This is a genomic window from Synechococcus sp. FACHB-909, from assembly GCF_014698945.1.
Classification (GTDB): Bacteria; Cyanobacteriota; Cyanobacteriia; order PCC-6307; family Cyanobiaceae; genus Cyanobium.
The window spans coordinates 1-25,957 of record NZ_JACJTY010000007.1; the positions used below are offsets into that span (position 1 = coordinate 1).

The 25,957-nt window shown below is 71.9% G+C and carries 26 protein-coding genes; 14 read left to right on the plus strand and 12 right to left on the minus strand.

The window, feature by feature from the left end:
* A partial coding sequence (locus H6G99_RS11775; protein WP_286191124.1) for a sigma factor-like helix-turn-helix DNA-binding protein occupies window positions 1–237 on the plus strand: 237 nt, incomplete at its 5' end.
* 90 nt (window positions 238–327) lie between these two features.
* Here the strand turns inward: H6G99_RS11775 and rbp are convergent.
* On the minus strand, window positions 328–618 hold the full coding sequence (gene rbp, locus H6G99_RS11780) for an RNA-binding regulator (RefSeq protein ID WP_094586092.1): 291 nt from the start codon (window positions 616–618) through the stop codon (window positions 328–330).
* Window positions 619–756: 138 nt separating this feature from the next.
* On the opposite strand from rbp, the gene H6G99_RS11785 reads away from it, so the two are divergent.
* Window positions 757–987 (plus strand): hypothetical protein, encoded by a 231-nt coding sequence (locus H6G99_RS11785; RefSeq protein WP_190611655.1) that lies wholly within the window; start codon window positions 757–759, stop codon window positions 985–987.
* Between the two features lie 10 nt (window positions 988–997).
* Here H6G99_RS11785 and H6G99_RS11790 read toward each other — a convergent pair whose 3' ends face one another.
* From H6G99_RS11790 to H6G99_RS11805, 4 genes are all read right to left on the minus strand, one after another.
* Entirely contained in the window at window positions 998–1,177 is a 180-nt protein-coding gene (locus H6G99_RS11790) for a hypothetical protein (RefSeq protein ID WP_094586094.1), read from the minus strand.
* Window positions 1,178–1,296: 119 nt separating this feature from the next.
* Window positions 1,297–1,776: a hypothetical protein gene (locus tag H6G99_RS11795; protein WP_094586101.1), complete on the minus strand. Its 480-nt coding sequence runs from the start codon at window positions 1,774–1,776 to the stop codon at window positions 1,297–1,299.
* Window positions 1,777–1,865: 89 nt separating this feature from the next.
* Window positions 1,866–4,799, minus strand: a complete 2,934-nt coding sequence (locus tag H6G99_RS11800) for a hypothetical protein (RefSeq protein WP_190611657.1) — start codon at window positions 4,797–4,799, stop codon at window positions 1,866–1,868.
* 41 nt (window positions 4,800–4,840) lie between these two features.
* A complete protein-coding gene (locus H6G99_RS11805; protein ID WP_286191125.1) occupies window positions 4,841–6,556 on the minus strand; it encodes an ABC1 kinase family protein in 1,716 nt (571 codons plus the stop codon).
* Here H6G99_RS11805 and H6G99_RS11810 point away from each other — a divergent pair.
* The 3 genes from H6G99_RS11810 to H6G99_RS11820 are packed head-to-tail and all read left to right on the plus strand — an operon-like array spanning window position 6,555 to window position 9,437.
* Window positions 6,555–7,916 (plus strand): aminotransferase class I/II-fold pyridoxal phosphate-dependent enzyme, encoded by a 1,362-nt coding sequence (locus H6G99_RS11810; RefSeq protein WP_190611658.1) that lies wholly within the window; start codon window positions 6,555–6,557, stop codon window positions 7,914–7,916. The genes H6G99_RS11805 and H6G99_RS11810 overlap by 2 nt on opposite strands.
* Window positions 7,917–7,921: 5 nt before the next feature.
* Window positions 7,922–8,521, plus strand: a complete 600-nt coding sequence (gene cbiT, locus H6G99_RS11815) for a precorrin-6Y C5,15-methyltransferase subunit CbiT (protein WP_094585201.1) — start codon at window positions 7,922–7,924, stop codon at window positions 8,519–8,521.
* Between the two features lie 10 nt (window positions 8,522–8,531).
* Window positions 8,532–9,437 (plus strand): phosphatidate cytidylyltransferase, encoded by a 906-nt coding sequence (locus H6G99_RS11820; protein ID WP_190611659.1) that lies wholly within the window; start codon window positions 8,532–8,534, stop codon window positions 9,435–9,437.
* A gap of 7 nt (window positions 9,438–9,444) precedes the next feature.
* Here H6G99_RS11820 and H6G99_RS11825 read toward each other — a convergent pair whose 3' ends face one another.
* Both H6G99_RS11825 and H6G99_RS11830 read right to left on the minus strand, forming a co-directional pair.
* The gene (locus H6G99_RS11825; RefSeq protein ID WP_286191126.1) at window positions 9,445–10,137 is read right to left on the minus strand and encodes an LmeA family phospholipid-binding protein; all 693 of its coding nucleotides are present in this window, start codon (window positions 10,135–10,137) and stop codon (window positions 9,445–9,447) included.
* Window positions 10,138–10,168: 31 nt separating this feature from the next.
* Window positions 10,169–10,474: a DUF8646 family protein gene (locus H6G99_RS11830; protein ID WP_094585199.1), complete on the minus strand. Its 306-nt coding sequence runs from the start codon at window positions 10,472–10,474 to the stop codon at window positions 10,169–10,171.
* A 12-nt stretch (window positions 10,475–10,486) separates the two neighbouring features.
* On the opposite strand from H6G99_RS11830, the gene H6G99_RS16615 reads away from it, so the two are divergent.
* Window positions 10,487–12,031 (plus strand): DUF8671 domain-containing protein, encoded by a 1,545-nt coding sequence (locus tag H6G99_RS16615; RefSeq protein WP_190611660.1) that lies wholly within the window; start codon window positions 10,487–10,489, stop codon window positions 12,029–12,031.
* Here the strand turns inward: H6G99_RS16615 and H6G99_RS11840 are convergent.
* From H6G99_RS11840 to H6G99_RS11860, 5 genes are all read right to left on the minus strand, one after another.
* Window positions 11,982–12,455 carry a DUF1499 domain-containing protein gene (locus H6G99_RS11840; RefSeq protein WP_286191127.1) on the minus strand — a complete coding sequence of 158 codons (474 nt, stop codon included), beginning with the start codon at window positions 12,453–12,455 and terminating at the stop codon, window positions 11,982–11,984. The two genes, H6G99_RS16615 and H6G99_RS11840, sit on opposite strands and share 50 nt — an antisense overlap.
* On the minus strand, window positions 12,452–13,366 hold the full coding sequence (locus H6G99_RS11845; protein WP_190611661.1) for an alpha/beta fold hydrolase: 915 nt from the start codon (window positions 13,364–13,366) through the stop codon (window positions 12,452–12,454). Before H6G99_RS11845 ends, H6G99_RS11840 begins: the two co-directional genes overlap by 4 nt.
* On the minus strand, window positions 13,363–14,466 hold the full coding sequence (locus H6G99_RS11850) for an iron-containing alcohol dehydrogenase (protein WP_190611662.1): 1,104 nt from the start codon (window positions 14,464–14,466) through the stop codon (window positions 13,363–13,365). The genes H6G99_RS11845 and H6G99_RS11850 overlap by 4 nt, the downstream gene beginning before the upstream one ends.
* Before the next feature lie 54 nt (window positions 14,467–14,520).
* Window positions 14,521–17,073: an ATP-dependent Clp protease ATP-binding subunit gene (locus tag H6G99_RS11855; protein ID WP_190611664.1), complete on the minus strand. Its 2,553-nt coding sequence runs from the start codon at window positions 17,071–17,073 to the stop codon at window positions 14,521–14,523.
* Window positions 17,074–17,259: 186 nt separating this feature from the next.
* Window positions 17,260–17,736, minus strand: a complete 477-nt coding sequence (locus H6G99_RS11860; protein WP_190611665.1) for a GNAT family N-acetyltransferase — start codon at window positions 17,734–17,736, stop codon at window positions 17,260–17,262.
* A 62-nt stretch (window positions 17,737–17,798) separates the two neighbouring features.
* On the opposite strand from H6G99_RS11860, the gene lysA reads away from it, so the two are divergent.
* Genes lysA through H6G99_RS11900 form a run of 8 tightly spaced genes read left to right on the plus strand, consistent with a single transcriptional unit; the run spans window position 17,799 to window position 25,943 of the window.
* A complete protein-coding gene (lysA, locus tag H6G99_RS11865) occupies window positions 17,799–19,223 on the plus strand; it encodes a diaminopimelate decarboxylase (RefSeq protein ID WP_199297160.1) in 1,425 nt (474 codons plus the stop codon).
* Window positions 19,224–19,271: 48 nt separating this feature from the next.
* The gene (cdaA, locus tag H6G99_RS11870; protein ID WP_094585192.1) at window positions 19,272–20,087 is read left to right on the plus strand and encodes a diadenylate cyclase CdaA; all 816 of its coding nucleotides are present in this window, start codon (window positions 19,272–19,274) and stop codon (window positions 20,085–20,087) included.
* Window positions 20,084–20,884, plus strand: coding sequence for an undecaprenyl pyrophosphate synthase (gene uppS / locus H6G99_RS11875; RefSeq protein WP_094585191.1), 801 nt, complete (start codon window positions 20,084–20,086; stop codon window positions 20,882–20,884). The genes cdaA and uppS overlap by 4 nt, the downstream gene beginning before the upstream one ends.
* The gene (gene bioB / locus H6G99_RS11880) at window positions 20,881–21,846 is read left to right on the plus strand and encodes a biotin synthase BioB (protein WP_190611667.1); all 966 of its coding nucleotides are present in this window, start codon (window positions 20,881–20,883) and stop codon (window positions 21,844–21,846) included. Before uppS ends, bioB begins: the two co-directional genes overlap by 4 nt.
* A complete protein-coding gene (gene trhO / locus H6G99_RS11885; protein ID WP_190611884.1) occupies window positions 21,843–22,787 on the plus strand; it encodes an oxygen-dependent tRNA uridine(34) hydroxylase TrhO in 945 nt (314 codons plus the stop codon). Before bioB ends, trhO begins: the two co-directional genes overlap by 4 nt.
* Window positions 22,788–22,791: 4 nt before the next feature.
* The gene (locus H6G99_RS11890; RefSeq protein WP_190611668.1) at window positions 22,792–23,826 is read left to right on the plus strand and encodes a DUF952 domain-containing protein; all 1,035 of its coding nucleotides are present in this window, start codon (window positions 22,792–22,794) and stop codon (window positions 23,824–23,826) included.
* Window positions 23,820–24,320: a hypothetical protein gene (locus H6G99_RS11895; protein WP_190611670.1), complete on the plus strand. Its 501-nt coding sequence runs from the start codon at window positions 23,820–23,822 to the stop codon at window positions 24,318–24,320. Before H6G99_RS11890 ends, H6G99_RS11895 begins: the two co-directional genes overlap by 7 nt.
* Before the next feature lie 33 nt (window positions 24,321–24,353).
* Window positions 24,354–25,943 (plus strand): M10 family metallopeptidase C-terminal domain-containing protein, encoded by a 1,590-nt coding sequence (locus H6G99_RS11900; protein WP_190611671.1) that lies wholly within the window; start codon window positions 24,354–24,356, stop codon window positions 25,941–25,943.
* The last annotated feature ends 14 nt before the right edge of the window (window positions 25,944–25,957 follow it).

Below are 25,957 nucleotides of genomic sequence, written 5' to 3' on the forward strand. Positions count from 1 at the left end.
CTGGTGGACGGCGAATGCCTCAAGGGGGACCTGCGGGCCCTGCTGGAGCAGCTGCCGGAACTGCAGGGGCGGGTGCTGAAGATGCGCTACGGCATCGACGGCGAGGAGCCGATGAGCCTCACCGGCATCGCCCGAACCCTGGGGATGAGCCGGGACAAGACCCGCAACCTGGAGCGGCGGGCTCTCGAAGGTATCCGCCACCACTCACGCTCCCTGGAGGCCTACCTGGTGGCCTGAGCCTCTGGGGGGCAAGGCCGGAGGCCAAGCCAAAGGCACGGCCATGAAAACGCCCCCGTTTCCGGGGGCTGCCGACCGTTTCGGCGAAACTCAGTAGCGGGCGCGACCTCCGCCGGCGCCACCGCCGCCGCCACCACCGGTGCGGGGCTGGGCCTTGTTGACCCGGATCATCCGCCCCATCCACTCGACGTCCTGAAGGTCGTCGATGGCCTTGGTTTCATCGGCCTCATTGGCCATTTCAACAAAGGCGAAGCCGCGCTTGCGGCCGGTTTCCCGGTCGAGGGGCAGGCTGCAGTTACGCAGCGCTCCATATTGCGCAAACAGATGGTTGAGATCCTCCACCTCCGCATCGAAGGAGAGATTTCCAACGTAAATCGTCATGAACAGAGAAACAATTATGTACCGATTCGTCGATAGCCCTTGCTGGACGTTGTCACTCGCCGAAGAGAAATCTTTGAATCATCAGAAGCGTACAGCCTGGATGGGCTGGCAGGCTGGGACCCCTGCGCAGGGCGAACCATGAAGGAGCAAGCAACGGCCATCGCCCTCGTGGCGCTCTGGGTGCTGGGCTGGGGCGTGGGGGGCTCGCTGATCGATGCCGGCCTCATCGGCGCCGGCGTCTACGACCTCGAAGGCGGCCAGGTGGGGACCCTGATCACCTTCGTGCTCTGGAGCCTGCTGTGGGGCGGCGTCGGCCTGAAGCTGTGGCGCCGAAGAGGCGCCGGTGGCTCCGAAGACGGAACAGCCTGAACGCCTCGGCCTACGGGCGGATGCCGAGGGCCTGGGCGCCGTAGTGCTCGCTGAACTCGGCCTGGTGCTGCCAGGCGGAAAGGAGGGTCTTGGCGACCTTGCGGAGCTCTTCGATGTCGTTGCAGTTGTCGATGGCGCGGGAGTGGACGGCGATCGAGAACTGGCGGTTAAGGGAAAGGGAGGGCTGCATGTCCTGCTTGCGATATTTCAGAACATTACGAGCGGTTGCCAGCTGGCGGGCGGCGACTCCCGGAGCGGCTATCCGTACCGGGCTTCCCATCGGGCCCAGGGCCCTTCCCGCAACCAGGATCAGAAGAACTGGTCGAAGTTGTCGAAGTCGACCGCGCGGAAGGTGCCGTCCTGCACCTGGGCCATCAGCCGCTCCAGCTGCACCCACAGGGCACCGCCGGTCAGCAGCGACAGCACGAAGGCCACCAGCAGGGCGGCACCGGCGGCGAAGCCGAACACCTGCAGGCTGGCGCCGATGAACAGCGTCACCCCGATCACCAGCCCCGCGTAAGGCATGGTCGTCTCCAGGTTGGCGATCGGCAGCAGGGCCAGCCGGTCCTGCTTCCAGCCCTCCAGCCGGTTCTGGACCATCCGGGCGAAGGTCAGCCCGCACAGCACCGCCATGGCCAGGCCGATGCCGGCCAGCATGTAGGGAGGGTAGGTGAGCGGGGCGTACTCCAGCAGGATTTCCATGGCGTCCAGATCGCCGTAGGCGCCGCTGGCCTGGTCCAGCCCCGCCTGCCGGAGGGTCACGGGAGCAGCGTCGAGGGCGGCCAGCAGCAGGGACACGGCGGGGACGGAGACAGGCGATCGCGCCCGACCCTAGGCGCCGGAGCCGCCCCATCCGAGTGACCCGTCAGCGGAACCCCTCAGCCGAACCGGCTGCGGAAACGATGGACCAGGGCGTTCAGGGCCAGCAGCAGCAGCCCGACACCGACGAACACCAGCCCCCGCAGCCCCAGGTCGGCCTGGGCCATGTCGATGGCCAGCAGCCGCAGCAGGCAGGCCCCCAGGCCAACCAGGGCCACACGGCGGAACTGGGGCTCCCGCAGCACCACCCCCAGCAGGTAGACGGCAAAGGCCTCCGCCGTCCAGAGCAGGGTCAGCAGGGCCCGGTCGTAGCCGCTGGCCAGCACCACAGCCACGGCGATGAACAGGGGATGGCCGAGCCAGAGGTTCCGCCGGCGTGCCACCCGTCCGCCGACCCAGGCCAGGGGCGGCCATCCGCCCGGATCGGGCAGCCGCTCGAGGTCGAGCCAGCGGCGGCAGGCGAGGACAAAGGCCGTCTGCAGAGCGATCGCCACCAGCCCGGCGGTCTGGGCCGCTCCAGTGGCGGCGGGGAAGGACGGCAGGTCGATGCTGAGGCCGACCATCAGCGTCGCCACCGCCAGCCAGTAGACGATCACCCCATAGACCTGCAGGCGGATGGCGAAGCGCCGCACCAGGGCCGGGCAGACCAGGAGCAGGGCCAGCAGGGTCCAGGCGACGGGTCGCCAGGGGGCGCTGATCTCCCCCTGCAGCAGCACCATCACCCCCAGCAGGACCGCCTCGAGGAAACAGGGCTGCACCGCCTTCCAGCTGGGCAGCCGCGCCAGCTCCGGCCCCGGCCGGAAGAACCAGCCGTGCAGGCCGACGGCGATCGCCAGCAGCTCGATCAACAGGCGGCCGCGCACCTGCAGGACCCCGAGCGTCACCAGCTCCTGGCTGGGCCCGATCACCACCAGGAAGGAGGCGCCGAAGGCGGCCAGGTAGGCCAGGGACAGCCCCAGGGCCACCCGCAGGGCACCGCCCCGCAGCCAGCGGGTCCCAGCCAGGGCCGCGGCGGACAGCAGCAGCCAGGCCGCCCCCGGCAGCAGCGGCGAGATCGGCTCAAGCAGCCACAGCACGGCCAGCCCCGCATCGACGCCCAGCAGCGCCATCCCCAGGCCCTGGCGGCGGCCGTCGCCAGCGGTGACCGTCAGCAGCAGGGCCAGGACCGCCAAGGGGAGTAGGCGGGCCAGCAGAAGCAGCGGGGGCCAGGGTGCCTGGGCCAGCAGGGTCAGCCAGCCGGCGCCATGGCACAGGGCGATCGCCACGGTGATGCCGTTCAGCAGGCCGGGGGGGCGCCAGCGGCGCGCCGCCACCAGGAAGGCGCCCATCACCACCAGGCTCAGGGCCGAACGCCAGTCCTCCGGCGCCACCAGGACAGTGCCCACGGCGACCAGGCCGCCGGCGAGCCAGCCGAGCAGGGGCGGCAGGGGCAGCGACACACCGCGGCGCTCCAGCAGCACCTGCATCGCCGCCATCAGGGCCGCCCCGACCGTGAGCACCGCAGCGGTCTGCAGCTGGTTCACCGGGTCGCCGCGCAGCAGTGCGGCTCCCAGGCCGCTCAGGGTCAGCACCGACCCGGCGGCGGCACTGAGCCACCAGCCGACGCGACTGAGCGGTCCGGAGCCCTCCCGCACGGCGATGGCCAGGAACAGCAGCGACTCCAACAGCACCACGCCGGCCAGCAACGGCCCGTCGGCGATCACCGGGGCAAGGCTTAGCAGGGCCGCGAGCACCAGGGTCTGGCCCACCAGGCCATCGCCCAGGGCCAGCCAGCGCGGCCCCCGGCGCCGGGCCCCCTGACCCAGCAGCAGTGCCGCCGCGGCGGCGGCCGCCAGGGCCCCGGCGCGGACGGACGCCACAGGGGGGTAGAGCAGCAGGGCCAGAGCGAGGCCGCCCCACTGGCTGAGCAGCAACGCCGCCGGCACGGCCTGCAGCCGGGGAGGCGCGGCCCCAGGGCGGTGCAGCCGCAGCAGCCCCGGGCCGAACACCAGCACCGCCGCAAGGACCGCTCCGCCGACCAGGGCGGGGGAGGCCGCCAGGGCGGGGCCGTTGCGCAGGAACCAGGCCACCTGGAAGGCGCCGAACACCCAGCTGACCACGAGCCGGTGCCGCGGCCAGCGGTGCCGCACGGGCAGCTCCGAGCCCACCAGGGCAATGGCGGCGGCGATGGCCAGGGCTGGGCCGCCCTGGAGACCGATGGCCAGGGGCACCAGGCTCACCGCCACGTGCAGGGAGGCCATCGCGGCGGTACGGGCGATGGCGGCCAGGGCCAGGTTGGCGGCCACGCCCACGGCCAGCAGGGCCAGGGCCGGGGCCGGCTGCTCGATCCACTGGAGGCCGAGCTGGGGCAGACCGCCGGCGGCGGCGCAAGCGAACAGGACCAGGGCGCCGCCACCGCTGCGCATGGCGTCGGTGAGGTCGCGCCAGCGCGGGCGCCGGCCCCAGAGCACAGAGGGCAGGGCCAGGGCCCCGCCCACCAGCAGGGTGAGCAGGAACCGCTCGCGGGGCCCCAGCTCCAGGCCCGCGTTGATCGTCAGGAAGGTGACCCCGGCCACCACCACGAGCACCCCGAGAAGGCCGCTCCAGTTCTCCACCAGCAGCCGCTCAATCCGCTTCCAGGGCCCGCCGGTCGCCGCGCGGGGCCGGGGGGCACGGGGGAGGCCGGGGGTCGTCGGGGGGCGCTGCGCGGGGGTGGCCACCGGGGCCGCCACCGCCACGGGTTCGGTTTCAGCTACGGACCTGGCTACAGCTTCGACCGCGGGCGCCGGTGGGGAGAGCTCCTCAGCGGCGGCGAGCCTGGCCGGTTCGGGTGCGGCGTCCCCGTCGAGCCGCTTCTGGAGCACCTCGCTCCACAGCGACAGGGCGAAGAAGCGCTCGCTCAGGGAGGCGGCCTGTTGCTCCAGGCGCCGGACCCGCCGCTCCAGGGCACGGACCTGCAGGACCCAGCCCGCCACCAGCAGGGGCAGGAGGATCACCAGCAGGGCCTCGTTCAAGGCGCCGCGGGGCCGTGGGGATCAACGGGCACCGGAAGGCGTCAGGCGGCGAGCGGATTCAAGCGGGCCAGCAGGCCCGTGGCCAGCTTGCGGGCCGAGAAGGTGCGCCGCATCAGGCCCAGCAGGGCCTGGAGATCATCGGTGTGCAGCCGGTCGTGGCTCACCAGGCTCAGCAGCAGCCGCTGGCGCAGGCTGGTGCCCTCCTTGCCCAGCAGCAGGCGCAGACCATCGCGGGCCACCGGCAGCAGATCGGTGGAGGCAGAACCGTTCTCGACCACGGCCAGCAGGTTCTCCAGCCGCTCCACCCGCAGGCGACCTTCACGATCGAAGATCACCTCCAGCAGCTTCTCGCGCATCTCGGCGGTGTCGCCGGCCAGCAGACGCTTCGCCACGTAGGGGTAGGCCACGCGGATGATGCGGAAGTCGGGGTCGAGCCGCATCGCCAGGCCCTCCTGGCTCACCACCGCCCGGATGATCAGGGCGAAGCGGGCCGGCACCCGGAAGGGGTAGTCGTACATCAGCTCCGAGAAGCGATCGGTGATCGCCTTGAAATTGAAGCTGCCGACGTTCTCCCCCAGGGCACCACCCAGCACCTGCTCAAGGGCCGGCACGATCGGCCCCAGGGGGGTGCTGGGATTGAGGAAGCCCAGGGCCACGAAATCCCTGGCCAGGGCGTCGAAATCCCGGTTGATCAAGTGCACCACCGCACCGGTGAGGGTGAGCCGGTCGGCATCACTGAGGGAGTCCATCATGCCGAAATCGACATAGGCCACATGGCCCAGGCCGTTGGTCTTGCCCGGCAGGGCGAACAGGTTGCCCGGGTGGGGATCGGCATGGAAGTAGCCGAACTCCAGCAGCTGCTGCAGGCCGGCGATCACGCCGGTGCGGATCAGGGCCGCCGGATCCAGGTGGTGGGCCTCCAGCTCGCGGCGACTCTGCAGCTTGGTGCCGTTGATCCAGCTGGTGGTCAGCACCCGGCGGCTGCTGAGATTGCGGACGACCGCCGGAACGGTCACCTCCGGATGGTCCTGAAAGAGGGTGGCGAAGCGTTCGGCATTGTCGGCCTCGCGCCGGTAGTCGATCTCCTCGAACAGGGTGGAGCCGAACTCATCGATGATCGCCCCGAGCCCGAAGCCCAGATTCAGCGGCAGGAACGGGGCCGCCAGCACCGCCAGCGATCGGATGATGACCAGGTCGCGGCGCAGGATGAAGGGCAGGTCGGGCCGCTGCACCTTCACCGCCACCCAGTGGCCCTCGCTCAGGCGGGCCCGGTACACCTGGCCCAGGCTGGCGGCCGCCATCGGGTAGTCGGGGAACTCCTCGTACAGCTGGTGGGCCGGGGCCCCCAGCTCCGCCTCGATCAGCGCCAGGGCGACCTTGTGGGGGAAGGGGGGCAGATCGTCCTGGAGGCGGGCCAGTTCCTCCAGCCAGTCGCGCCGCACCAGGTCCGGACGGGTGGAAAGGGCCTGGCCCACCTTGATGAAGCAGGGGCCCAGGTCGTTGAGGGTTTCGAGGATGGCGCGGGCGAGCCGCTGCTGCACCCGGGCATCGGTGCTGCTGGACTGGACCGCCAGCCGCAGGCCCAGGCCCGCCAGGCGCCACAGCACCACGATCAGCCGGCTGACCAGGACCCAGGGCCGCAGCAGCAGCCAGCGCAGGTCCGCGTTGGGGTCGTAGCGCGGGGTGGGGGTGACGTCTTCGGCCAGGGTCCTGCCCCATCGATGGCCAGACTCTAGGAACTGTGTTCCCCGGTCCATGGGCCCCTTCTGGCGGTCAGCGCCGCTGGCCCTGCACCTGCCGGCCCATGGCCGGGGCCGGGCCCTGGCCCCCGATCTGCGGCGCCTGCTGCGCCAGCCGCCGGGGAGCTGGGATCTGCCCGAACTGCCCGGCTTCGGGGGGCCGCTGGAGCAGGAGGGAACGGTGGCCGAGGCCCAGCAACGGGCGGCGGCCCTGCTGGGGGCAGAACGCTGCTGGTTCGGGGTGAACGGGGCCTCGGGGCTGCTGCAGGCGGCCCTGCTCGCCCTGGGCCCGCCGGGCTCCCGGGTGCTGCTGCCCCGCAACCTGCATCGCAGCCTGCTGCACGCCTGCGTGCTGGGGGGCTTCGAGCCCCTGCTGTACGACCTCAGCAGCGATCCGCTCACGGGCCTCTGGCAACCGCCGGAGCCCCGGCGGCTGGAGCGGGTGCTGGCGGCGACCACCGCGGACGCCGGCAGCCCCGCGGTGGCCCTGGTGCTGGTGGATCCCACCTACCAGGGGCTGGCGGCCGATCTGCCGGCCCTGGTGGCCCTGGCCCACCGGGCGGGGCTGCCGGTGCTGGTGGACCAGGCCCACGGCGGCGGCGAGGCCCTGGCCGCGGGCGCCGATCTGGTGGTGCTCTCCGTCCAGAAGAGCGGCACCGGCCTGGCCCAGAGCGCCGCCCTGCTGGCCCAGGGAGAACGGGTGGCACCGGCCGCCATCGAGCGCGCCCTGCTGTGGCTGCAGACCTCCAGCCCCAGCGCCCTGCTGCTGGCCTCGACGTCCGCGGCCCTGGAGCACTGCGCCAGCGCCGCCGGCCGGCGCCAGCGCCAGCGGGCCATGGCCCGGGCCTGCCAGCTGCGGCGGCGGCTGGAGGACCTGGGCCTGCCGCTGGTGACCAACGGCGATCCCCTGCGCCTGGTGCTGGCCACGGCCCCGCTGGGGATCAACGGCCTGGAGGCCGACACCTGGCTGCTGGAGCGGGGGGTGATCGCGGAGCTGCCGGAACCCGGCGCCCTCACCTTCTGCCTGGGGCTCAACCCTCCCCGGGGCGTGGAGCGGCGCCTGCCGCGCCAGCTGGAGGCCCTGCGCCGGGCCCTCGGCGGGCCGCCGCTGCCCCCGTTCACGCCGCCCCCCCTGCCGCTGCTGGCGGCACCGGAGCTGCCGATCGGCGTGGCCTGGCGGAGCCCCGCCGAGGCCATCCCCCTGGAGGAGGCCGCCGGCCGGGTGGCGGCGGCGCCGATCTGTCCCTATCCGCCGGGGATCCCGCTGCTGGTGCCCGGGGAGCGGATCGATCCGGCCCGCGCCGACTGGCTGCTGGCGCAACGGCGTCTCTGGCCCGGTCAGATCGCTGATACGGTGAGCGTCGTGGCCGGTTCGTGAGCCCGTTGCCGAACCCCTTCCACTGGGATTTCGTCACCCCCGGACTGCCGGACAGCGCCTTCGAGGACGCCCCGGGCTTCAGCCCCACACCGCTGGAGCTGCGGGTGATGCTGCTCGCCCACCTGCGGCCCCGGGCCGATTCCCTCGTCTGGGACGTGGGCGGCGGCACCGGCGCCCTGGCCCTGGAGATCGCCCGGCTGATGCCCGGCGGTGCGGTGCACACCCTGGAACGGGATCCGGAGGCGATCGAGCTGCTGGAACGCAACCGGCAGCGTTTCGACATCCACAACCTTCACATCCACGCCGGCGAGGCCCCGGAGGGCCTGGCCCTGCTCCCCCCCAACCCCGACCGGGTGCTGCTGGAGGTGGGGCGACCCCTGGAGGACGTGCTGCGGTCCGTCTGGGGGGCGCTGCAGCCCTCAGGACGGCTGGTGATCAGCACCGTCAACCTCGAGGGCCTGGTGAAGGCCACCGACACCCTCGCCCAGCTGGGCGCCCACGATGTGCAGGTGGTGCAGGCCACCGTGCACCGCATGCAGCGCCGCGGCAGCCAGGCCAAGCTGGCGGCCGCCGAGCCGCTGTTCGTGATCGCCGCCGAGCGCTGAGTCCGAACCCTTGCCTCCCGCCCCTCGCCCCGCCACGTCCCTCTCCCGCCTGCTGAGCGGCTGGCTGGCGGGTGGCTTCGGGCTGGTGGTGGTGGGCCTGGGCGGCTGGTGGTTCACCGTCGCCGTGGGGGTGATCGTGCACCTGGGCCTGCTGGAGTTCTTCCGCATGGCCCAGTTCAAGGGCATCCGGCCGGCCGTGAAGACCACCCTGGTGGCGGTGCAGCTGCTGCTGGTGTCCACCCAGGTGGCCGCCGGCAGCCTCTGGGGAGGGAGCGGCATGGCGGGCGACGTGGCGGCGGCCGTGCTGCCCGCCTCCGGGGCGGTGATCTGCGGCTGGCTGCTGCTCCAGCCCGTCACCGGCACCATCGCCGACATCGCCGCCTCGGTGTTCGGCCTGTTCTATCTGGGCTTCCTGCCCAGCCACTGGATCAAGCTGCGGGACCTCACAGATCCCGCCCTGGCCCCCGCCCTCGACGACCTGGGCTGGCCCTGGAGTCCGGGCATGGCCCTCACCCTGCTGGCCTGCCTGATGATCGTGGCCACCGACATCGGCTCCTACGTGATCGGCCGGCGCCTGGGGCGCCACGCCCTCTCGCCGATCTCCCCCGGCAAGACGGTGGAGGGGGCCCTGGGCGGGGTGGCCTGCGCCCTGCTGGTGGGGGGCCTGGGCGGGGTGCTGCTGGGTTGGCGCTGGGGCTGGCTGATCGGGGCGGTGCTGGGGGCGGTGGTCTCCCTGTTCGCCCTGGTGGGTGACCTGACCGAATCGATGATGAAACGGGATGCGGGCCTCAAGGACTCCGGCGATGCGATCCCCGGCCACGGCGGCATCCTCGACCGGATCGACAGCTACCTGTTCGTGCCGGCGGTGGTCTATTCCCTGGTGACCCTGGTGCTGCCCCTGCTGCAGCGGGGCTGAGGGCCCCTCAGGGAGAGACCCGCGCCTCTCCCTCCAGGTGAAGCAGTCCGGCGCCGAGCTCGGCCCGCTCGATGCGGATGCTGGGATCCATCGGCAGCCGGGCGTGGGGGGTGCCCTCGGCGCAGCGCAGTTCCACGGTGCCGCTATCGGCCCGCACCGCCACCTCCCGCTCCACCGGCTCCCGGTCGCCGCTGGCGAAGGCCCGCAGCAGCAGCCGGTCCTCCCGGATGCGCAGCCCCGCCAGGGGGGTGAGGCCCAGCAGGTCGTCGGCCAGGCCGTCGCCGAGGCTGCGCCAGGCCGGGGTGCTCAGGGAGCGGCTCAGCCCATCGCCGCTGAAGCTCACCTGTCCCTGGATGCGGAAGGGCGACTCCAGCTTCACCGCCTGGTTGCGCACCAGGGAACCCATGCGCACCTGGATGCCATCGCAGCGCAGCTCCACCTCCTCGATCTCCATCGCCTGGTAGACCACCCGCCGGGCCCGCAGCCGCACGCCGTCGAGCCGCCCCCGCAGCAGCCGCAGCCCGGAGCCCTCCAGGCGGATCTCCAGCCGTTCGATGGCGTCGCACTGCTGGCGCAGCCACAGCTCCAGCCCCCGGGCCAGCAGGCCCATCACCGGGCCGCCGGTGGTCTCGGAGGCTTCGGGCGCCATCTCCTCGCTGGGGCGCTCGCTGGGTCGCTCGCCGTCCGGGGTCTCGCTCATCCGCCACCAGGGGACAGGGCTCCCCAGATTCTCACTCCGTCCGGGCCTGGCGGGCGGCGCGGAAGGCCTCGGCGGCCGTGACCGCCGCCAGCAGCAGCAGCCCCCCCAGGCCGATCAGCTGGTCGGTGGGATCGGCGGTCGACGGGTCCGCCACGGTGCCGGCGCCCCCCAGCACCGCCCCCAGCAGGAACCAGCCCGTGGCCAGGGCCGTGGTGATCCAGTAGGCACGCCAGCGGCGCTGGTAGATGTAGCCGGTGCCCAGGCCGGGCACGACGTTGAGCAGGGCCCCCAGCCAGGGGGCGGACGCCGCCAGGATGGCTTTGTCGTCAGGCGTCATCGGGGTCGCTCCATGGCTGGATCCAGCGCTGAGTCTGGCCAGCCCCAGGGGCGACCTGCGCCCTCGCTGGCGGTGATCGGTGCCGGGGTGGCCGGCTGCGCCCTGGCCGCGGGGCTGCGCCGGGGCGGCTGGGGAGGGTCGATCGTGCTCTGGGAGGCGGGTCGGGGTCCCGGTGGCCGGGCCGCCACCCGCCGCTCCCGCCACGACCCCGGCTGGCAGATCGACCACGGGGCACCCCTGGTCAACCTGCTCGAGGGCCCCGAACCGGAGCTGGTGGCGCCCCTGCTCGCGGGGGGCTGGATCGAGCCCTGGCGGGAGCCGGCGGCCGTGCTGGACAGCGCAGGGAACCTGGGGCCGGCCGATGGGGATCCCCTGCTGCGCGGCCGCCTCTACCGGGGCCGCCAGGGCATGGACGACCTCGCCCGGGGGCTGCTGGCCCTGGCGGAGGCCCAGGGACCGGCCGGGAACCTTGATGGCCGCTACGGCACCCTGGTGCGCCACCTGGAGGCCCGGCCCGGAGGGGGCTGGCGCCTGGCCGATGCCACCGGGGCGGTGCTGGGGGAGGCCGACTGGCTGGTGCTGACCGGCACCCTGCTGGCCCATCCCCGGGCCCTTGAGCGGTTCGGCTGGCCGCAGGTGCCGCTGCTGCAGGCGTCGCAGGGCCTGGGCGACGCCGAGCTGGAGGTCGCCCTGGCGGCCATCGCCAGCATGGACATGGACGTGCGCACCAACCTGATGCTGACGATCGAGCCCGGCGCGGCGGCCCGCTGGATGGCCCTGCCCTTCCGGCTGCTGGGCATGGACGGCCCCGCCCAGCGGCGCTGGGGACTGCGGCGGCTGTCGATCCAGCCCCTGGCCGATGGCCGCTGCGCCGTCGTGGCCCATGGGGTTCTGGAGGAGGAGCCCGATGACGCTGCAGCGATCACCGCGCTGGAGGCGGCCGTCGCGGCGGCCCTAGCCCCCTGGCTGGGGGAACGGCACGGCGGCGGCGAGGCGCTGGCGGGGGTGGAGCGACGTCAGCTGATGCGCTGGGGGGCCGCCTTCCCCACGGCCCCCGGCCTGCCGGCCGCCGCCACGGTCTGCCCCCGCAGCCGGGTGGCCTTCTGCGGCGACTTCATCGCGGGGCCGGGCTTCGGCCGGATCGAGGGGGCCCTGCGCAGTGCCCAGTCCCTGACGGGCCGGCTGCTGGCCCTGGTGCTGCTGCTCTGCCTCGCCCTGGGAAGCCCGGCGACGGCGGCGGCGGCCACGGCCGTCCCCTACCGCTGCGACGGCGACCTGCTGCTGGCGACCAGCGACAACGGGGCGGTGGATGCGCCGGGGATCCCCAACACCGCCGCCGGCACGGTGCCCGGCGCCACGGTGCTGCTGGAGTGGCGCGACCTGCGGCTGCAGCTGCCGCGCACCAACAACGCCGGTCCGCCCAGCTACACCGACGGAATCTGGTGGTGGAGCCTCGAGGATCCGGCCCAGCCCCGCTTTCTGCACCGCCGCGGCGCCATCGAGAGCTTCAGCTGCCAGGCAGTTCCTGCCGCAGGGCCGCCAGCCGGCGGCCGTTGACGCCCAGGTCCGAATCCCCCAGCCGGGAGATGGAGCGAGCCTGCAGGATGCCGGCGGCGGGCTGGGCGTACAACTCGAGGTCGTCGACGAAGCCGAACAGCCGGCTGGTGGCGGTGGCGTGCAGGTAGCGGCCGTCCCGCTCGAGGATCCGCACCCCCTCGGTGGTTTCCAGGATCGGCACCAGGGCGCTCAGGGCCGCTTCCGGATCGGCGATCGGCCAGTCGGCCCGGGCGCAGTGGGCCGGCGCCGCACAGGGGGAGAGGGAGCCGCCGTGCAGGCCGAGATCCTCCGGCACCGGTCCCTCCAGGTGCAGCAGGGAGGCCTCGGCCCGGCCGGGAAGCGCCAGGGCGGGGACCCCGAGCAGCAGCACGAGCAGCAGGCCGGCGAGAAGACGCGGCAGGCAGAGGCGGGAGGCAGGGGTCATGGGTGGTGGGTGGGGATGGGGGCGCAGGGGGCGCCCAGCCAGGCGGCGGCGACCTGCTCGGGCTGGTCGATGTGGGGCAGGTGGCCGCAGGCCGCCAGCTCGGTGATGCGGGGGCCCAGCAGGGCCTGGGCGGCGCGCTTCTGCGGAGCCCGCAGGATCCGGTCGTCGGCGCCCCAGAGCACCGCCAGGGGCTGGGGGGGCAGGGGGTCGCCGCAGCCGGCGAAGCCGCCGCTGCGGGCGAAACGGCCCAGGGCGCCGGCCCAGCCCGGCGACTTCAGGTGCAGCGAGGCGATCTCCAGCTCCGCCGGACCCACATCCCGGTCGGGGTCGGCGAAGGCGCTGCGGCAGAGGCCCTTACGCACCGAGGGCAGGGCCAGGAAACGCACCCCCAGCCCGTCCAGCAGGGGCGGCAGGGGCATGGGCCGGCCCGTGAGACCGGCCGGGGCCAGCAGCAGCAGGCGCTCGAAGCGCTCGGGATGGCGACGGGCCAGGGCCACGGCCACCGCACCCCCCATCGAGGCGCCGATCAGGCCCAGCCTGCACCCGCCCGCGGGCTCCCGCTGCTCCAGCGCCTCCAGCAGCGCATCGAGGTGGGCCAGCACGGCCTGGGGCGTGTAGGCGCGCTCCGCGGGCCTGGGACAGAAGCCGAAACCGTGCAGGTCCGGGATCAGCAGCCGGTGCCGCTGGGCCAGCAGGGGGGCCAGGCGGCGGAACTCCAGGAAGGAGCTGTCAAAGCCATGCAGGAGCAGCAGGGGCGGTCCCTCCCCCAGCACGGCCACGGGCCACTGCCCGGGGTGCTGTGGCAGCTCCCACCACTGCACCTGGGCGGCCAGGTCGCGGCCCAGGGGATCGAGCAGCGACGCGGCGGCGGCCGTGACCAGGTCGCGGCCGCTGGAGGGGCCGTCCGTCACGCCTGCTGCCGCTCGGCGGTGGCGCCCACCATGGCGGCGAGCAGATCCTCGGGGGCGACCGCGAAGGGCAGCCGGTGCAGGTCGGAGCCCTCCCGGCAGGCAAAGCGACAGACCTGGCGGAGCTGGTCGAGGCTGGCGCCGGCCAGCCCCAGGGCCTCGAGATCGGTGGGCAGCCCCAGTGTGCGGAAGAAAGGCAGCAGCTGGCGGCGGGCCTGGGCCGCCAGGCGGTTGCCCGCCAGCTGCTCCTCCAGCCACAGCTGCACCAGCACCCCGAAGCCCACCTTCTCGCCGTGCAGGCAGCCGTGGGTGGCGGCGAGCTGGGTGAGTCCGTTATGGACGGCATGGGCGGCCACCGTGCGGCAGCGGGCACCACCGATGCCGCCGATCAGACCGGCGGTGAGGGCACAGCCCTCGGCCACCCGCACCCAGGCCTCCCCATGGGGGTCGGCCAGGGCGGCTTGCCCCTCCAGCAGCAGCAGATCCCGCAGCAGGCGGGCCATCTGCACCGCCTGCTGCACCAGCCCATCGCCGCTGGCGCCGCTGCTCACCGAGGCCTCGTACCACTTGGCCACCGCATCGGCGATGCCGCTGGCCAGGGTGCGGGCCGGCGCCTGCCGCACTAGGGCGTGGTCGAAGACGAGCAGGTCCGGGCAGCGGTCGAGGGCGACATCGCCCAGGAAGGCCCCCTCGGGGGTGTAGAGGTTGGCCAGGGCCGTCCAGCCGGCGCAGGTGGCGGCGCTGGTGGGCACTGTGATGCAGGGGAGACCGAGCCGCTGGGCCAGCAGCTTGCCCGCATCCAGCACCTTGCCGCCACCGGCAGCGATCACCGCATCACAGCCGGCGGCGGCGGCGTCCAGGGCCAGGGGGCCGAGGTCCTCCTCGCAGCAGTCGCGCAGACCCTGGCTGGCCACGGGGCGGGCACCGGCCTGTTCCAGATCGACCGCCAGCTGCTGGCGCAGCCCGAAGGTGGAGGCACTGCGGCCGAGCAGCAGGGGGCGGCGGCCCAGGGCGACGATGCGGGGAAGGGCCTGCGGCCAGGCACCCTCCCCACGGAGCACCACCGCCGGGGCGATGGCCTGGGTCTGCAGGGGATCCGTCATGGCCGCCATCTCATGGATGAAATGTAGAAGTCGGCCGATCCGGGTCGCGATCGATCAGGCGCTGGCGCTGGCCAGCTCCGGCAGCGGCGGGGTGATGGTCTGCTTGCGGATCACCACCTGCTTGTCGTCGTCGACATCCACCAGGCAGGCATCGCCCTCGCCGATCCGGCCGGAGAGGAATTCCTCCGCCAGCGAATCCTCGAGCAGGCGCATCACGGCACGGCGCAGGGGACGGGCGCCGTAGCTGGGGTTGTAGCCCTCCTCCACGAGGCGCTCCTTGAAGGCCTCGGTGACGGACATGCCGATGCCCTTGTCCTGCATGCGGGCGAAGACCTCCCGCAGCATGATCTCGGCGATCAGCTTCACCTCGTCGCGGGTGAGCTGACGGAAGACGATGATCTCGTCGAGACGGTTGAGGAATTCGGGGCGGAAGTACTGCTTGAGCTCCTCGTTGACCAGGGAGCGGATGCGGTTGTACTGGGTTTCCTCCACGTCGCCGCCGCCGAACTCGAAGCCGAGGCCGCCGCCGCCCTTCTCGATCACCTTCGAACCGATGTTCGAAGTCATGATGATCAGGGTGTTCTTGAAGTCGACCGTGCGGCCCTTGGAATCGGTGAGCCGGCCGTCCTCCAGCAGCTGCAGCAGCAGGTTGAAGACATCGGGGTGGGCCTTCTCGATCTCGTCGAACAGCACGACGGTGTAGGGACGACGGCGCACGGCCTCGGTGAGCTGGCCGCCCTCGTTGAAGCCCACGTAGCCCGGAGGCGAACCGATCAGCTTGCTGACGGTGTGGCGCTCCATGAACTCGCTCATGTCGAGCCGGATCATGGCGTCCTCGCTTCCGAAGAAGTAGGCGGCGAGAGCCTTGGTGAGTTCCGTCTTGCCGACGCCGGTGGGGCCGGAGAAGATGAAGCTGGCGATGGGGCGGTTGGGGTTCTTGAGGCCGACCCGCGCCCGGCGGATGGCCCGGGACACGGCCTTGACGGCCTCGTCCTGGCCGATGAGGCGCTGGTGGAGGGTTTCCTCCATGTTCAGCAGCTTCACCGACTCGCTCTCGGTCAGCTTCTGGACGGGCACGCCGGTCCAGGAGGCGACGATCTGGGCGATGTCCTCCTCGGTGACCAGGGGCGAGCGGCTTTCCTCGCTGGCGTCGTCGGTCACGGGGCCGCCCAGCAGGGCCGGGGTGTCGGTCTCGCCGGAGGAGGTGCCGGCGGGTTCGTCGTCGCGACGGGCCTGGAGGATCGTGCGGATCTGGTCGCGCAGCTCCACCTCCTTGTCACGCAGTTCACCGGCCTTGGTGAAGTCCTGCTGGCGGACGGCGTCCTCCTTCTCCTTCTGGACGCCGCGCAGCTGCTTGTCGACCTCCTTGGCCGCCGGCGGCAGCTTGGAGTTGAGCAGGCGCACGCGGCTGCCGGCCTCGTCGATCAGGTCGATGGCCTTGTCGGGCAGGAAGCGGTCGCTGATGTAGCGGTCGCCCAGGGTGGCGGCGGCGACGAGGGCCTCATCGCTGATCTTGAGGCGGTGGTGCTGCTCGTAGCGCTCCCGCAGCCCCTTGAGGATCTCGATCGTGTCGACGACGGAGGGCTCGCCCACCATCACCGGCTGGAAGCGGCGTTCCAGGGCCGCATCGCGCTCGATGTGCTTGCGGTATTCATCGAGGGTGGTGGCGCCGATGCACTGCAGTTCGCCCCGGGCCAGGGCCGGCTTGAGGATGTTGGCGGCGTCGATGGCGCCTTCTGCGGCACCGGCGCCGATCAGGGTGTGGACCTCGTCGATCACCAGGATCACGTTCCCGGCGGAGCGGATCTCCTCCATGATCTTCTTGAGCCGTTCCTCGAACTCACCCCGGTACTTGGTGCCGGCCACCAGCAGGCCGATGTCGAGGGTGAGGACGCGCTTGTCCTCGAGGATGTCGGGGATCTCGCCCTGGGTGATGCGCTGGGCCAGGCCCTCGGCGATGGCGGTCTTGCCGACGCCCGGCTCACCGATCAGGACGGGGTTGTTCTTGGTGCGGCGGCCGAGGATCTGGATCACCCGGTCGATCTCGTTCTGGCGGCCCACCACGGGGTCGAGCTTGGACTCGGCCGCCAGCTGGGTGAGGTTGCTGCCGAACTCATCGAGGGTGGGGGTCTTCGTGGAGCCCTTGCCCGAGCTGCCGGAGGCCACTTCAGCCGTCTCGCCCAGCATGCGGATCACCTGGGTGCGGACCTTGGCCAGGTCGACGCCGAGGTTTTCGAGCACCCGGGCCGCCACGCCCTCGCCCTCGCGGATCAGGCCCAGCAGCAGGTGCTCGGTGCCGATGTAGTTGTGCCCCAGCTGGCGGGCCTCCTCCAGGGAGAGCTCCAGCACCCGCTTGGCCCGGGGGGTGAAGGGGATCTCGACGGCGACGAAGCCGGAGCCGCGGCCGATGATCTTCTCGACCTCGACCCGGGCGTCCTTCAGGTTGACCCCCATCGACTTGAGGACCTTGGCGGCGACACCGGTGCCCTCGCCGATCAGGCCCAGCAGGATCTGCTCGGTGCCGACGAAGTTGTGGCCGAGGCGGCGGGCCTCTTCCTGGGCCAGCATGATCACCTTGATGGCCTTCTCGGTAAACCGCTCGAACATGGGGCGGGACCTGATGCAAGTGGATCCAACCTATCAGGATTGAAGGGCCCTGTGGGAGCTGGGGAGCACTCTCAGGCGAAACCCATGTGCCGCAGGCGCTCAGACGGACCAGAACACAAACGAAACGCCGGGAATCAGCAGAAATAGGTATAGCAATCTACGGTTATCCACACCCCTGTCACATTGTCAGGAGCACATTGTCAGGTTGATCCATTGGATCAGGGCATCCTCTCCATTGCGGTAGTAACCATGACGGATGCCGGCGGTGCGGAACCCCAGGGCCCCGTACAGCGCGATCCCAGGCCCGTTTCCGGCCGCCACCTCCAGGGTGGCGCGGGTGGCACCGCGCGCGCGGCCGGTGGCCATCAGTTCCTGCAGCACCCGGCGCCCCAGCCCCCGACGGCGCTGGTCCGGGGCCACCGCCACCAGGGTGATGTGGAGCTCGTCGACCACGAGCCAGCCACTGGCCATGGCCAGCAGCTCGGGGCCCCGGCGCAGCCCCAGGCCCGGCCGGCCCTCCTCCTCCAGCTCCCGCTGCCACTGCTCCAGGTTCCAGAGGCCGCCGAGGGCGGCCCGGTCGAGGGCCAGGCAGTCCACGGCATCGGCCGGGACCAGCGGACACAGGGTCGGGGCGGGCAGCGGTGGCGTAGGTGGTGCCGGCACGGCCGTTGGACACGAACATCCTTACGATCGGACATCCTGACCCCCTCCCCGCACAGGCCGCCATGGTGACCAGCGCCTCCCCGGCGACCGATCCGGTCGCTCCCGTCCCCGCGGCGCCGATCGCCCCCGGGGGGCCCTTCGAGCACGGCGGCGATCCGCTCAGCCCCAACCGCAACCTGGCCCCGCTCACCGCCCGCCTCGACGCCCTGGGCCGGCTGGAGGTGGGGGGCTGCCTGCTGAGCGACCTGGCCCGCACCTACGGCACCCCGCTCTACGTGCTCGACGAGGCCACCCTGCGGATCACCTGCCGGGCCTACCGGGAGGCCCTTGCCGCCCACTACCCCGGCGAGGCCCTGGCCCTCTACGCCTCCAAGGCGAACAGTTCCCTCGCCATCACGGCCCTGGTGGCCTCGGAGGGTCTTGGCCTCGATGCCGTCTCGGCCGGGGAGCTGCTCACCGCCCTGCAGGGCGGCATGCCCGCCGAGCGGGTCGTCTTCCACGGCAACAACAAATCGGCCGAGGAGCTCCAGCTCGCCGTCGACCGGGGCGTGACGGTGATCCTGGACAACTGGAACGACATCACCCTGCTCGGCACCCTGGCGGCGGGACGGCCCGCGCCGGTGCGGGTGCTGGTGCGGTTCACCCCGGGCATCGAGTGCCACACCCACGAGTACATCCGCACCGGCCACCTCGACAGCAAGTTCGGCTTCGACCCCGACCAGCTGGAGGCGGTGCTGCGGCACCTGGCCGCCTGCCCCTGGGCCCGGGTGGATGGCCTGCACGCCCACATCGGCTCCCAGATCTTCGAACTCGAACCCCACCGCGACCTGGCCGGGGTGATGGCCGAGGCCCTCGGCCTGGCCCGCTCCCTGGGCCACCCCTGCGGCGACCTCAACGTCGGCGGCGGCCTCGGCATCCGCTACGTGGGCTCCGATGACCCGCCGAGCATCCAGGAGTGGGTGCGGGTGGTGGCCACGGCGGTGGCCGAGGCCTGCGGCCAGCGCCAGCTGGCGCTGCCGCGGCTGCTGTGCGAACCCGGCCGCTCCCTGGTGGCGACGGCGGGGATGACGCTCTACACGCTGGGCAGCCGCAAGGAGATCCCCGGCCTGCGCACCTACATCTCGGTGGATGGTGGAATGAGCGACAACCCCCGGCCGATCACCTACCAGTCGCTGTACACGGCCGCCCTGGCCGACCGCCCGCTGGCGGAGGCCACCGAGGCGGTCACCGTGGCCGGCAAGCACTGCGAGTCCGGCGACGTTCTGCTCCACGACGTCCGCCTGCCGCTCACCAGCCCCGGCGACGTGCTCGCCGTGTTCGCCACCGGGGCCTACAACGCGGCGATGGGGTCCAACTACAACCGCATCCCCAGGCCGGCGGCGGTGCTCGTCCACGACGGCGTGGCGGACCTGGTGCAGCGGCGCGAGCAGCCGGAAGACCTACTGCGCTACGACGTCCTGCCCCACCGGCTCCTGCCGGTATCCTGAGCCGGTCAGGCGGCCACCCGTTGAACCGGCCTGCCCCTCCCTTGTCTTGTGATCTGGCTGCGGCTCATCGACTTCCGCCTGCTGCTGGATCTTCTGTTCGCCTCCCTGCTCGGGCTCCTGCTGCTCGGCAGGGTCACGGAGGCGCGCACCCTGTGGCTGCTGCGCGGCTACCTGTTTCTGGTGGCGCTGGCCTGGTTCGTGCAGCGCTACGCCAACCTGCCGCTGACCAGCAGCCTGGTGGATGCGCTGGTGCTGGCCTGCAGCCTGGCCTTGGCGATCCTGTGGCAGGGGGAACTGCGGCGCCTGATGGAACTGCTGGGCACCGGACGCCTCGGGGTGCTGTTCGCCGACCGCAGCCGGGACCAGCTGGCCTCGGGGTCGGTGAGCCTGCTGACCGAGGCCGCCGGCCGCCTCTCCCAGGCCCGCTGCGGCGCCCTGATCGTCCTCGACCTGGGCAGTGATCTGCGCCCGGAGGACTTCCTCAACCCCGGCATCCGCATCGACGCCCAGCTTTCCGTCGACCTGCTGCTCAACCTCTTCGCGGTGGACACGCCCCTGCACGACGGAGCCGTGCTGGTCCAGAAGAACCGCATCGTGGCCGCCGGCGTGATCCTGCCCCTCTCGCGCCAGGGCCTGAACCGCTACGGCACCCGCCACCTGGCCGCCATGGGGCTGACCGAGCGCCACGACGGCTGCTTCTGCATCGTCGTCTCGGAGGAGACAGGCACCCTCTCCCTCGCCTCCCAGGGGCGGCTGGAGCGGCCGATCACCAGCAGCCGGCTTCACGACCTGCTCACCGACGCCCTGGCCACCGCTCCCACGGGGCGTAGCGTGGCTGCGGACCCGCCGGAACATCGCGGATGAGTCGCGCCCTGGCGACCACTCCATCGTCCGATCCCGATCAGCTGCCCGCCCAGCTCGATCCGGCTCGGCTGCCCCGTCACGTGGCGGTGATCATGGACGGCAACGGCCGCTGGGCCCGTCAGCGCGGTCTGCCCAGGGCCATGGGACACCGGGCCGGGGTGGAAGTGCTCAAGCGCACCCTGCGCCACTGCAGCGACTGGGGCATCGGCGCCCTCACCGCCTATGCGTTCTCCACCGAGAACTGGACCCGGCCCGGGGAGGAGGTGGCCTTTCTGATGGCCCTGTTCGAACGGGTGTTGGCCAAGGAGCTCGAGGCGCTCGAGCGCCAGCAGGTGCGGATCCGCTTCCTCGGCGACCTCGACCCCCTGCCGGAGGGTCTCAGGGTCCTGATCAACGACGCCACCGAGCGCACGGCCGGCAACACCGGCATCCATTTCAACGTCTGCACCAACTACGGCGGCCGCAGTGAGCTGGTCCGGGCGGCCCGCCGTCTGGCCGAGCAGGCGGCCCGCGGCGAGCTCGATCCGGCCCGCATCGACGAGGAGATCTTCGCCGCCGAGCTGTTCACCGCCGGCGATGCCGACCCCGATCTGCTGATCCGCACCAGCGGCGAGCAGCGCATCAGCAACTTCCTGCTCTGGCAGCTGGCCTACGCCGAGCTGCACATCACCGACGTGCTCTGGCCCGACTTCGACACCGAGGCCCTGCTGGCGGCGCTGCTGGATTATCAGGGGCGCCAGCGCCGCTTCGGTGGCGTGCAGAGTGGCGTCCAGAACGGTGTGGAGACCACCCCATGAGCGTGCGCCACGACTGGTCCCGCCAGGAGATACAGGACCTGCTCGACCTGCCCCTGATGGATCTGCTGTGGCAGGCCCAGGCGGCGCACCGCAGCGCCAATCCCGGCTACCACGTCCAGCTGGCGTCGCTGCTGAGCGTCAAGACCGGGGGCTGCGAGGAGGACTGCGCCTACTGCCCCCAGTCGATGCACAACCCCAGCGACGTGGGCGGCCGGCCGGAGCTGGCGGTGGAGCCGGTGCTGGAGCGCGCCCGGCAGGCCAAGGCGGCCGGCGCCCACCGCTTCTGCATGGGCTGGGCCTGGCGGGAGATCCGTGATGGTGCCCCCTTCGACGCCATGCTCGCCATGGTGCGGGGGGTGCGGGAGCTCGGCCTTGAGGCCTGTGTCACCGCCGGCATGCTCACAGACGGCCAGGCGGCCCGACTGGCGGAAGCGGGACTCACCGCCTACAACCACAACCTCGACACCAGCCCCGAGCACTACGACCGGATCATCACCACCCGCACCTACCAGGAGCGGCTCGACACCCTGCAGCGGGTGCGGGGCGCCGGCATCGACCTCTGCTGCGGCGGCATCATCGGCATGGGCGAGACGCCGGACGACCGGGCCGGGCTGCTGCAGGTGCTGGCCACCATGGATCCCCACCCCGAGAGCGTGCCGATCAACGCCTTGGTGGCGGTGGAGGGCACCCCCCTGGAAGGTCTACCAGCGGTCGACCCCCTGGAGCTGGTGCGGATGGTGGCCGCAGCCCGCATCCTCATGCCCCACAGCCGGGTGCGCCTCAGCGCCGGGCGCGAGCAGCTGGGGCGGGAGGCCCAGATCCTCTGCCTGCTGGCGGGGGCCGATTCGATCTTCTACGGCGACACCCTGCTCACCACCTCCAACCCGGCGGTGGCCAGCGACCAGGAGCTGCTGCGGGCCGCCGGGGTGCGGGTGCAGCTGGCGGCCGCCGCAGGCCGCTGAGGGTGCAGGTCGCCGCCTTCTACAGGTTCGTCCCCCTGGCCAGAGAGGAATTGCCCGACTGGCAAACCAGGCTGCTGGCGCTGGGCAGCGAGGCCGGCCTGCTGGGCACCATCCTGCTGGCCACCGAGGGCATCAACGGCACGGTCGCCGGATCCGCCTCCGGCGTGGCCGCCCTGCTGGAGCTGCTGCAGGCCGACCCACGCCTGGCGCACCTGGAGGTGAAGCGCAGTGAGGCCGAAGGGCGGGTGTTTCACCGCTTCAAGGTGCGCCTGAAGGCCGAGATCGTGACCATGGCCGAGCCCTCGGCCCAGCCGTCCCGGGGAACAGGGGTTCCGGTGCCCCCCGAGCACTGGAATGCCCTGCTGGACGATCCCGGCACCCTGACCATCGACACCCGCAACCACTACGAGGTGGCCCTGGGCAGCTTCGCTGGCGCCATCGACCCCGGCACCGAGCACTTCCGGGATTTTCCCGCCTGGGTGGAGCAGCACCTGCGGCCCCTCGTGGCCCAGCAGCGGCCGCAGCGGCTGGCCCTGTTCTGCACCGGTGGCATCCGCTGCGAGAAGGCCACCGCCCACCTGCTGAACCAGGGCTTCGACAACGTGCTGCAGCTGCAGGGGGGGATCCTCAACTACCTCGAACAGGTGCCGGAGGCCGAGAGCCGCTGGCACGGCGAGTGCTACGTGTTCGACCAGCGGGTGGCCCTCGACCACCGGCTCCAGCCGGGGACGTATCACGTGTGCCATGCCTGCGGCCTGCCCCTGGCCCCCGCCGACCTGGCCCTGGAGAGCTACGTGGCCGGGGTGAGCTGCCGCCACTGCATCGGTCGCTTCTCCGACGCCGACCGGGAGCGGTTCGCCGAACGCCAGCGCCAGATGGGACGGGCGAAGGCTTCCGGCGAGACCCACATCGGCCGGGTGATGCCCGGCGTGGGCGGCTGAGCGGATGGCGCCGCGCCTGCCCATCCTGTACAGCTTCCGGCGCTGCCCCTATGCGATCCGGGCACGGCTGGCCCTGGCGGCGGCGGGGCTGACGCCGGGGGTGGATCTCGAACTGCGGGAGGTGCACCTGGGCCGCAAGCCCCCCGAACTGCTGGAGGCCTCCGCCGCCGCCACCGTGCCGGCCCTGGTGCTGCCGCCCGACGCCGGCAACGATCCCCAGGGGGCCGCCCGGGTGCTGCCGGACAGCCTGTCGGTGATGGCGTGGGCCCTGGAGCGCCACGACCCCGGCGACCTGCGGCGCCAGGGGAGCACCGAAGCCGCTGCGCGGGAGCGGGCCCGGATCGCCGCCCTGATCGCTGAGAACGACGATTCGTTCAAGCACCATCTCGATCGCTTCAAGTACCCCGAGCGCCACCCCGGCGGCGACCGGGAGCAGCACCGCCCCGAGGCGCTGGCGATCCTGCGCGGCTGGAGCGCCGCCCTGGAGGCCGGCGGCTGGCTGGTGGGGGGGCGGCCATCCCTGGCCGATGTGGCCCTGCTGCCCTTCGTGCGCCAGTTCCGGCTCGCCGATCCGGAGGGGTTCGACCGGCAGGAGGATCTGGTGCCGCTGCAGGACTGGCTGCAGCGCTTCCTGCAGGGGCCCGAACTGGCGGCGGTGATGGCCGGGCCCTGGGCGCCCCGCCGGCCCTGGCGCTCCGAGCACTGGATCTATCACCTTGCCCTGGCCAACGAATGGCGGGACGCCAAAGCCCGCGGTGTGTACGAGCGCTCGACCCGCGGCCAGTCGCTGCAGGAGGTGGGCTTCATCCATGCCAGCGGCGCCGACCAGGTGGAGGCCACCTACGGGCGCTTCTATGCCGATGCGGGGGAAGTGCTGCTGCTGACCATCGACCCCCGGCGCCTGAGCGCGCCGCTGCTCTGGGAGCCGGCCCCGGAGAGCGGCGAATGCTTCCCCCACATCCACGGACCGCTGCCGCTGGAGGCGGTGCTGGCCGCCGAGCTCTTTGCGCCACCGCCGCCGGGCGGCGCACCATGCTGAACCTGGAGGTTCTGGAGCGGCAGGCCCGGGAGCGCGGCCTGCTGCTGCGGCTCCAGGTGCAGGGGCTGGCGGGGGTGCGGGGGCTGCGGGTGGGGGTGGCCCGGGCCCGGGCGGAGCAGCCGCCCCTGCTGCTGGGGGAGCTCAAGGGCTGGTGCCTGCCGCTGGCCGATGGCCTGCGCCTCGACACGATGCGGGTGCAGGGGGAGCGCAGCGAAGCCGTGGGGCCGCTGATCTGGGCGGCCACCTTCGCCTGGGCCCTCGAGGAGACGCCCTGCCGCTCGGCGCGCCTGCTGGCGATCCGCGATGGGGAGCAGCAGCACCGGCGGCTGGTGCGCTACTTCCGGCGGCTCGGCTTCACGCCGCTGCGGGAGCTGGCTGGCGGCCCGCTGGATCTGGCCCCGCGGCTGCTGTGGGGTGGGGCGGGCCTGCTGATGCAGGGCGACTGCGACGAAGGACTGCAACGCAGCGCCCGCTGGCTGACGTCCATCCGGTGACACCTACGTTGGATCCGGGTATCGAGCTGGACCATGGCCACCGCCTCCCTGACCATCAACAACCAGTCAGGAGGCAGCCTCTATTACTACGTCGTCGGCCCAGGGTTCAGCGTTGAGCCGCTCCAGCCCGGCCAGAGCAACACCCTCTCCCCGGGTCTGAACAGCGTTCAGATCCTGGCGGCTCCTCAGATGAGGATCTATGTCTCGAGCTCCGCCACGCTGTTCGCCAACCCTGGCCAGGAACCGATCGGCTGGAACATCACAGCGCCCTTCTCCTTCTACGAATACACGATCGATGGCAGCGGTTTTTCCGCTGATATGTCGTACATCGATGACTGGGCCTATCCGATCCAGACCAACATCACCGACAGCAGCGGAAGCCTCCACAATTTCGGCTTCCTGAACGCGGCGGCGATCGCCATGGACTTCGCCGCTCTGCCGCCGGGTGGATTCGTCACCAGTGCCGCCTCGGGAACAGGTGTCGGGACGGCCTCGAATCTCTGGGATGCCCCGAACCGGCGGTTCGTCGGCCCGATGCGGCTCTGGCAGCAGCAGGTGATCATGGCCAATGCCGTTCAGTTGGGGCAACCCGCCTACTGGCCGCCGAATGCCCCCGCAGGCTGGATCCAGTTCCTCGAGGAGGTGCCCTACGGGCCCTCCCCCTTCGGGTACCCGCTCGCCGCCGGCGCCAGCAGCCTGAATCCCCAGCAGACCTATCCGGCCTTCGGTTTCGACTTCTCCACCAACACCTCCTGGACCGCCATGAATGGCAAGCAGGGGGCACTGGTGCCCCAGCCAACGGGCGAGAAATTTTATGCCCACAACTGGAATGTATGGAACTACGGCTACACGACGGCCGACCCAAGCGCGGACAAACCCAATCCGAACTATTCATTTGAATCGAATGCCTATACGACCATCCTCCGCTCCCAGGCGGCGCGGGACAAGGCGGCCGGGCAACTCCCCGACACGGCCGGAACATCACCGACGGCCGGCAACCCGAACTTCGTCGGTTTCTATACCGCTTCCAAGGACGATTACTACGGCACCTTCACAGTTGCCGCCATCGCCAATGTCAGCCTCACGATCGGAGCGCTGGCCCCGTCCAGCATCGGCACCAGCGGCAATGACGGCATCGTCGGCAGCGGCAGCGACGACATCATCTCGGGTGGCTACGGAGCTGACTGGCTGGCTGGCGCCCCTCTGGCCCCGAACTGGTCCGCCCCCAACAGCTTCCGCGACCTGGCGTTCTTCGGTCTGCCCGGCGCGCCGGCCCAGTGGAAAGGTCTGGTCGGAGGCGGCCGGGACACCTTCGTCTACGTCCGCGCCGACAGCAGCCTGAGCAGCCCGGAGCGGCGTGATGTCATCACCGACTTCGCCGCCGACGACAGGATCGACCTCTCGAGGGTGGACGCCGACAGCCGCCGAGCTGGCCTTCAGTCCTTCACCTGGATCGGCTCCAGGGCGTTCTACGGGGAGGCGGGCCAGCTGCGGCTGGAACAGAATCGCTGGCAGACCAACGCCCTCCTGCAGGGAGATCTCGACGGCAACGGCACCAGCGACTTCGAAGTGATGCTGATGGGACCCGTCCAGTTCTCGGCCTCCAACCTGATCCTGTCCTGACCCCCTGCCGAGAC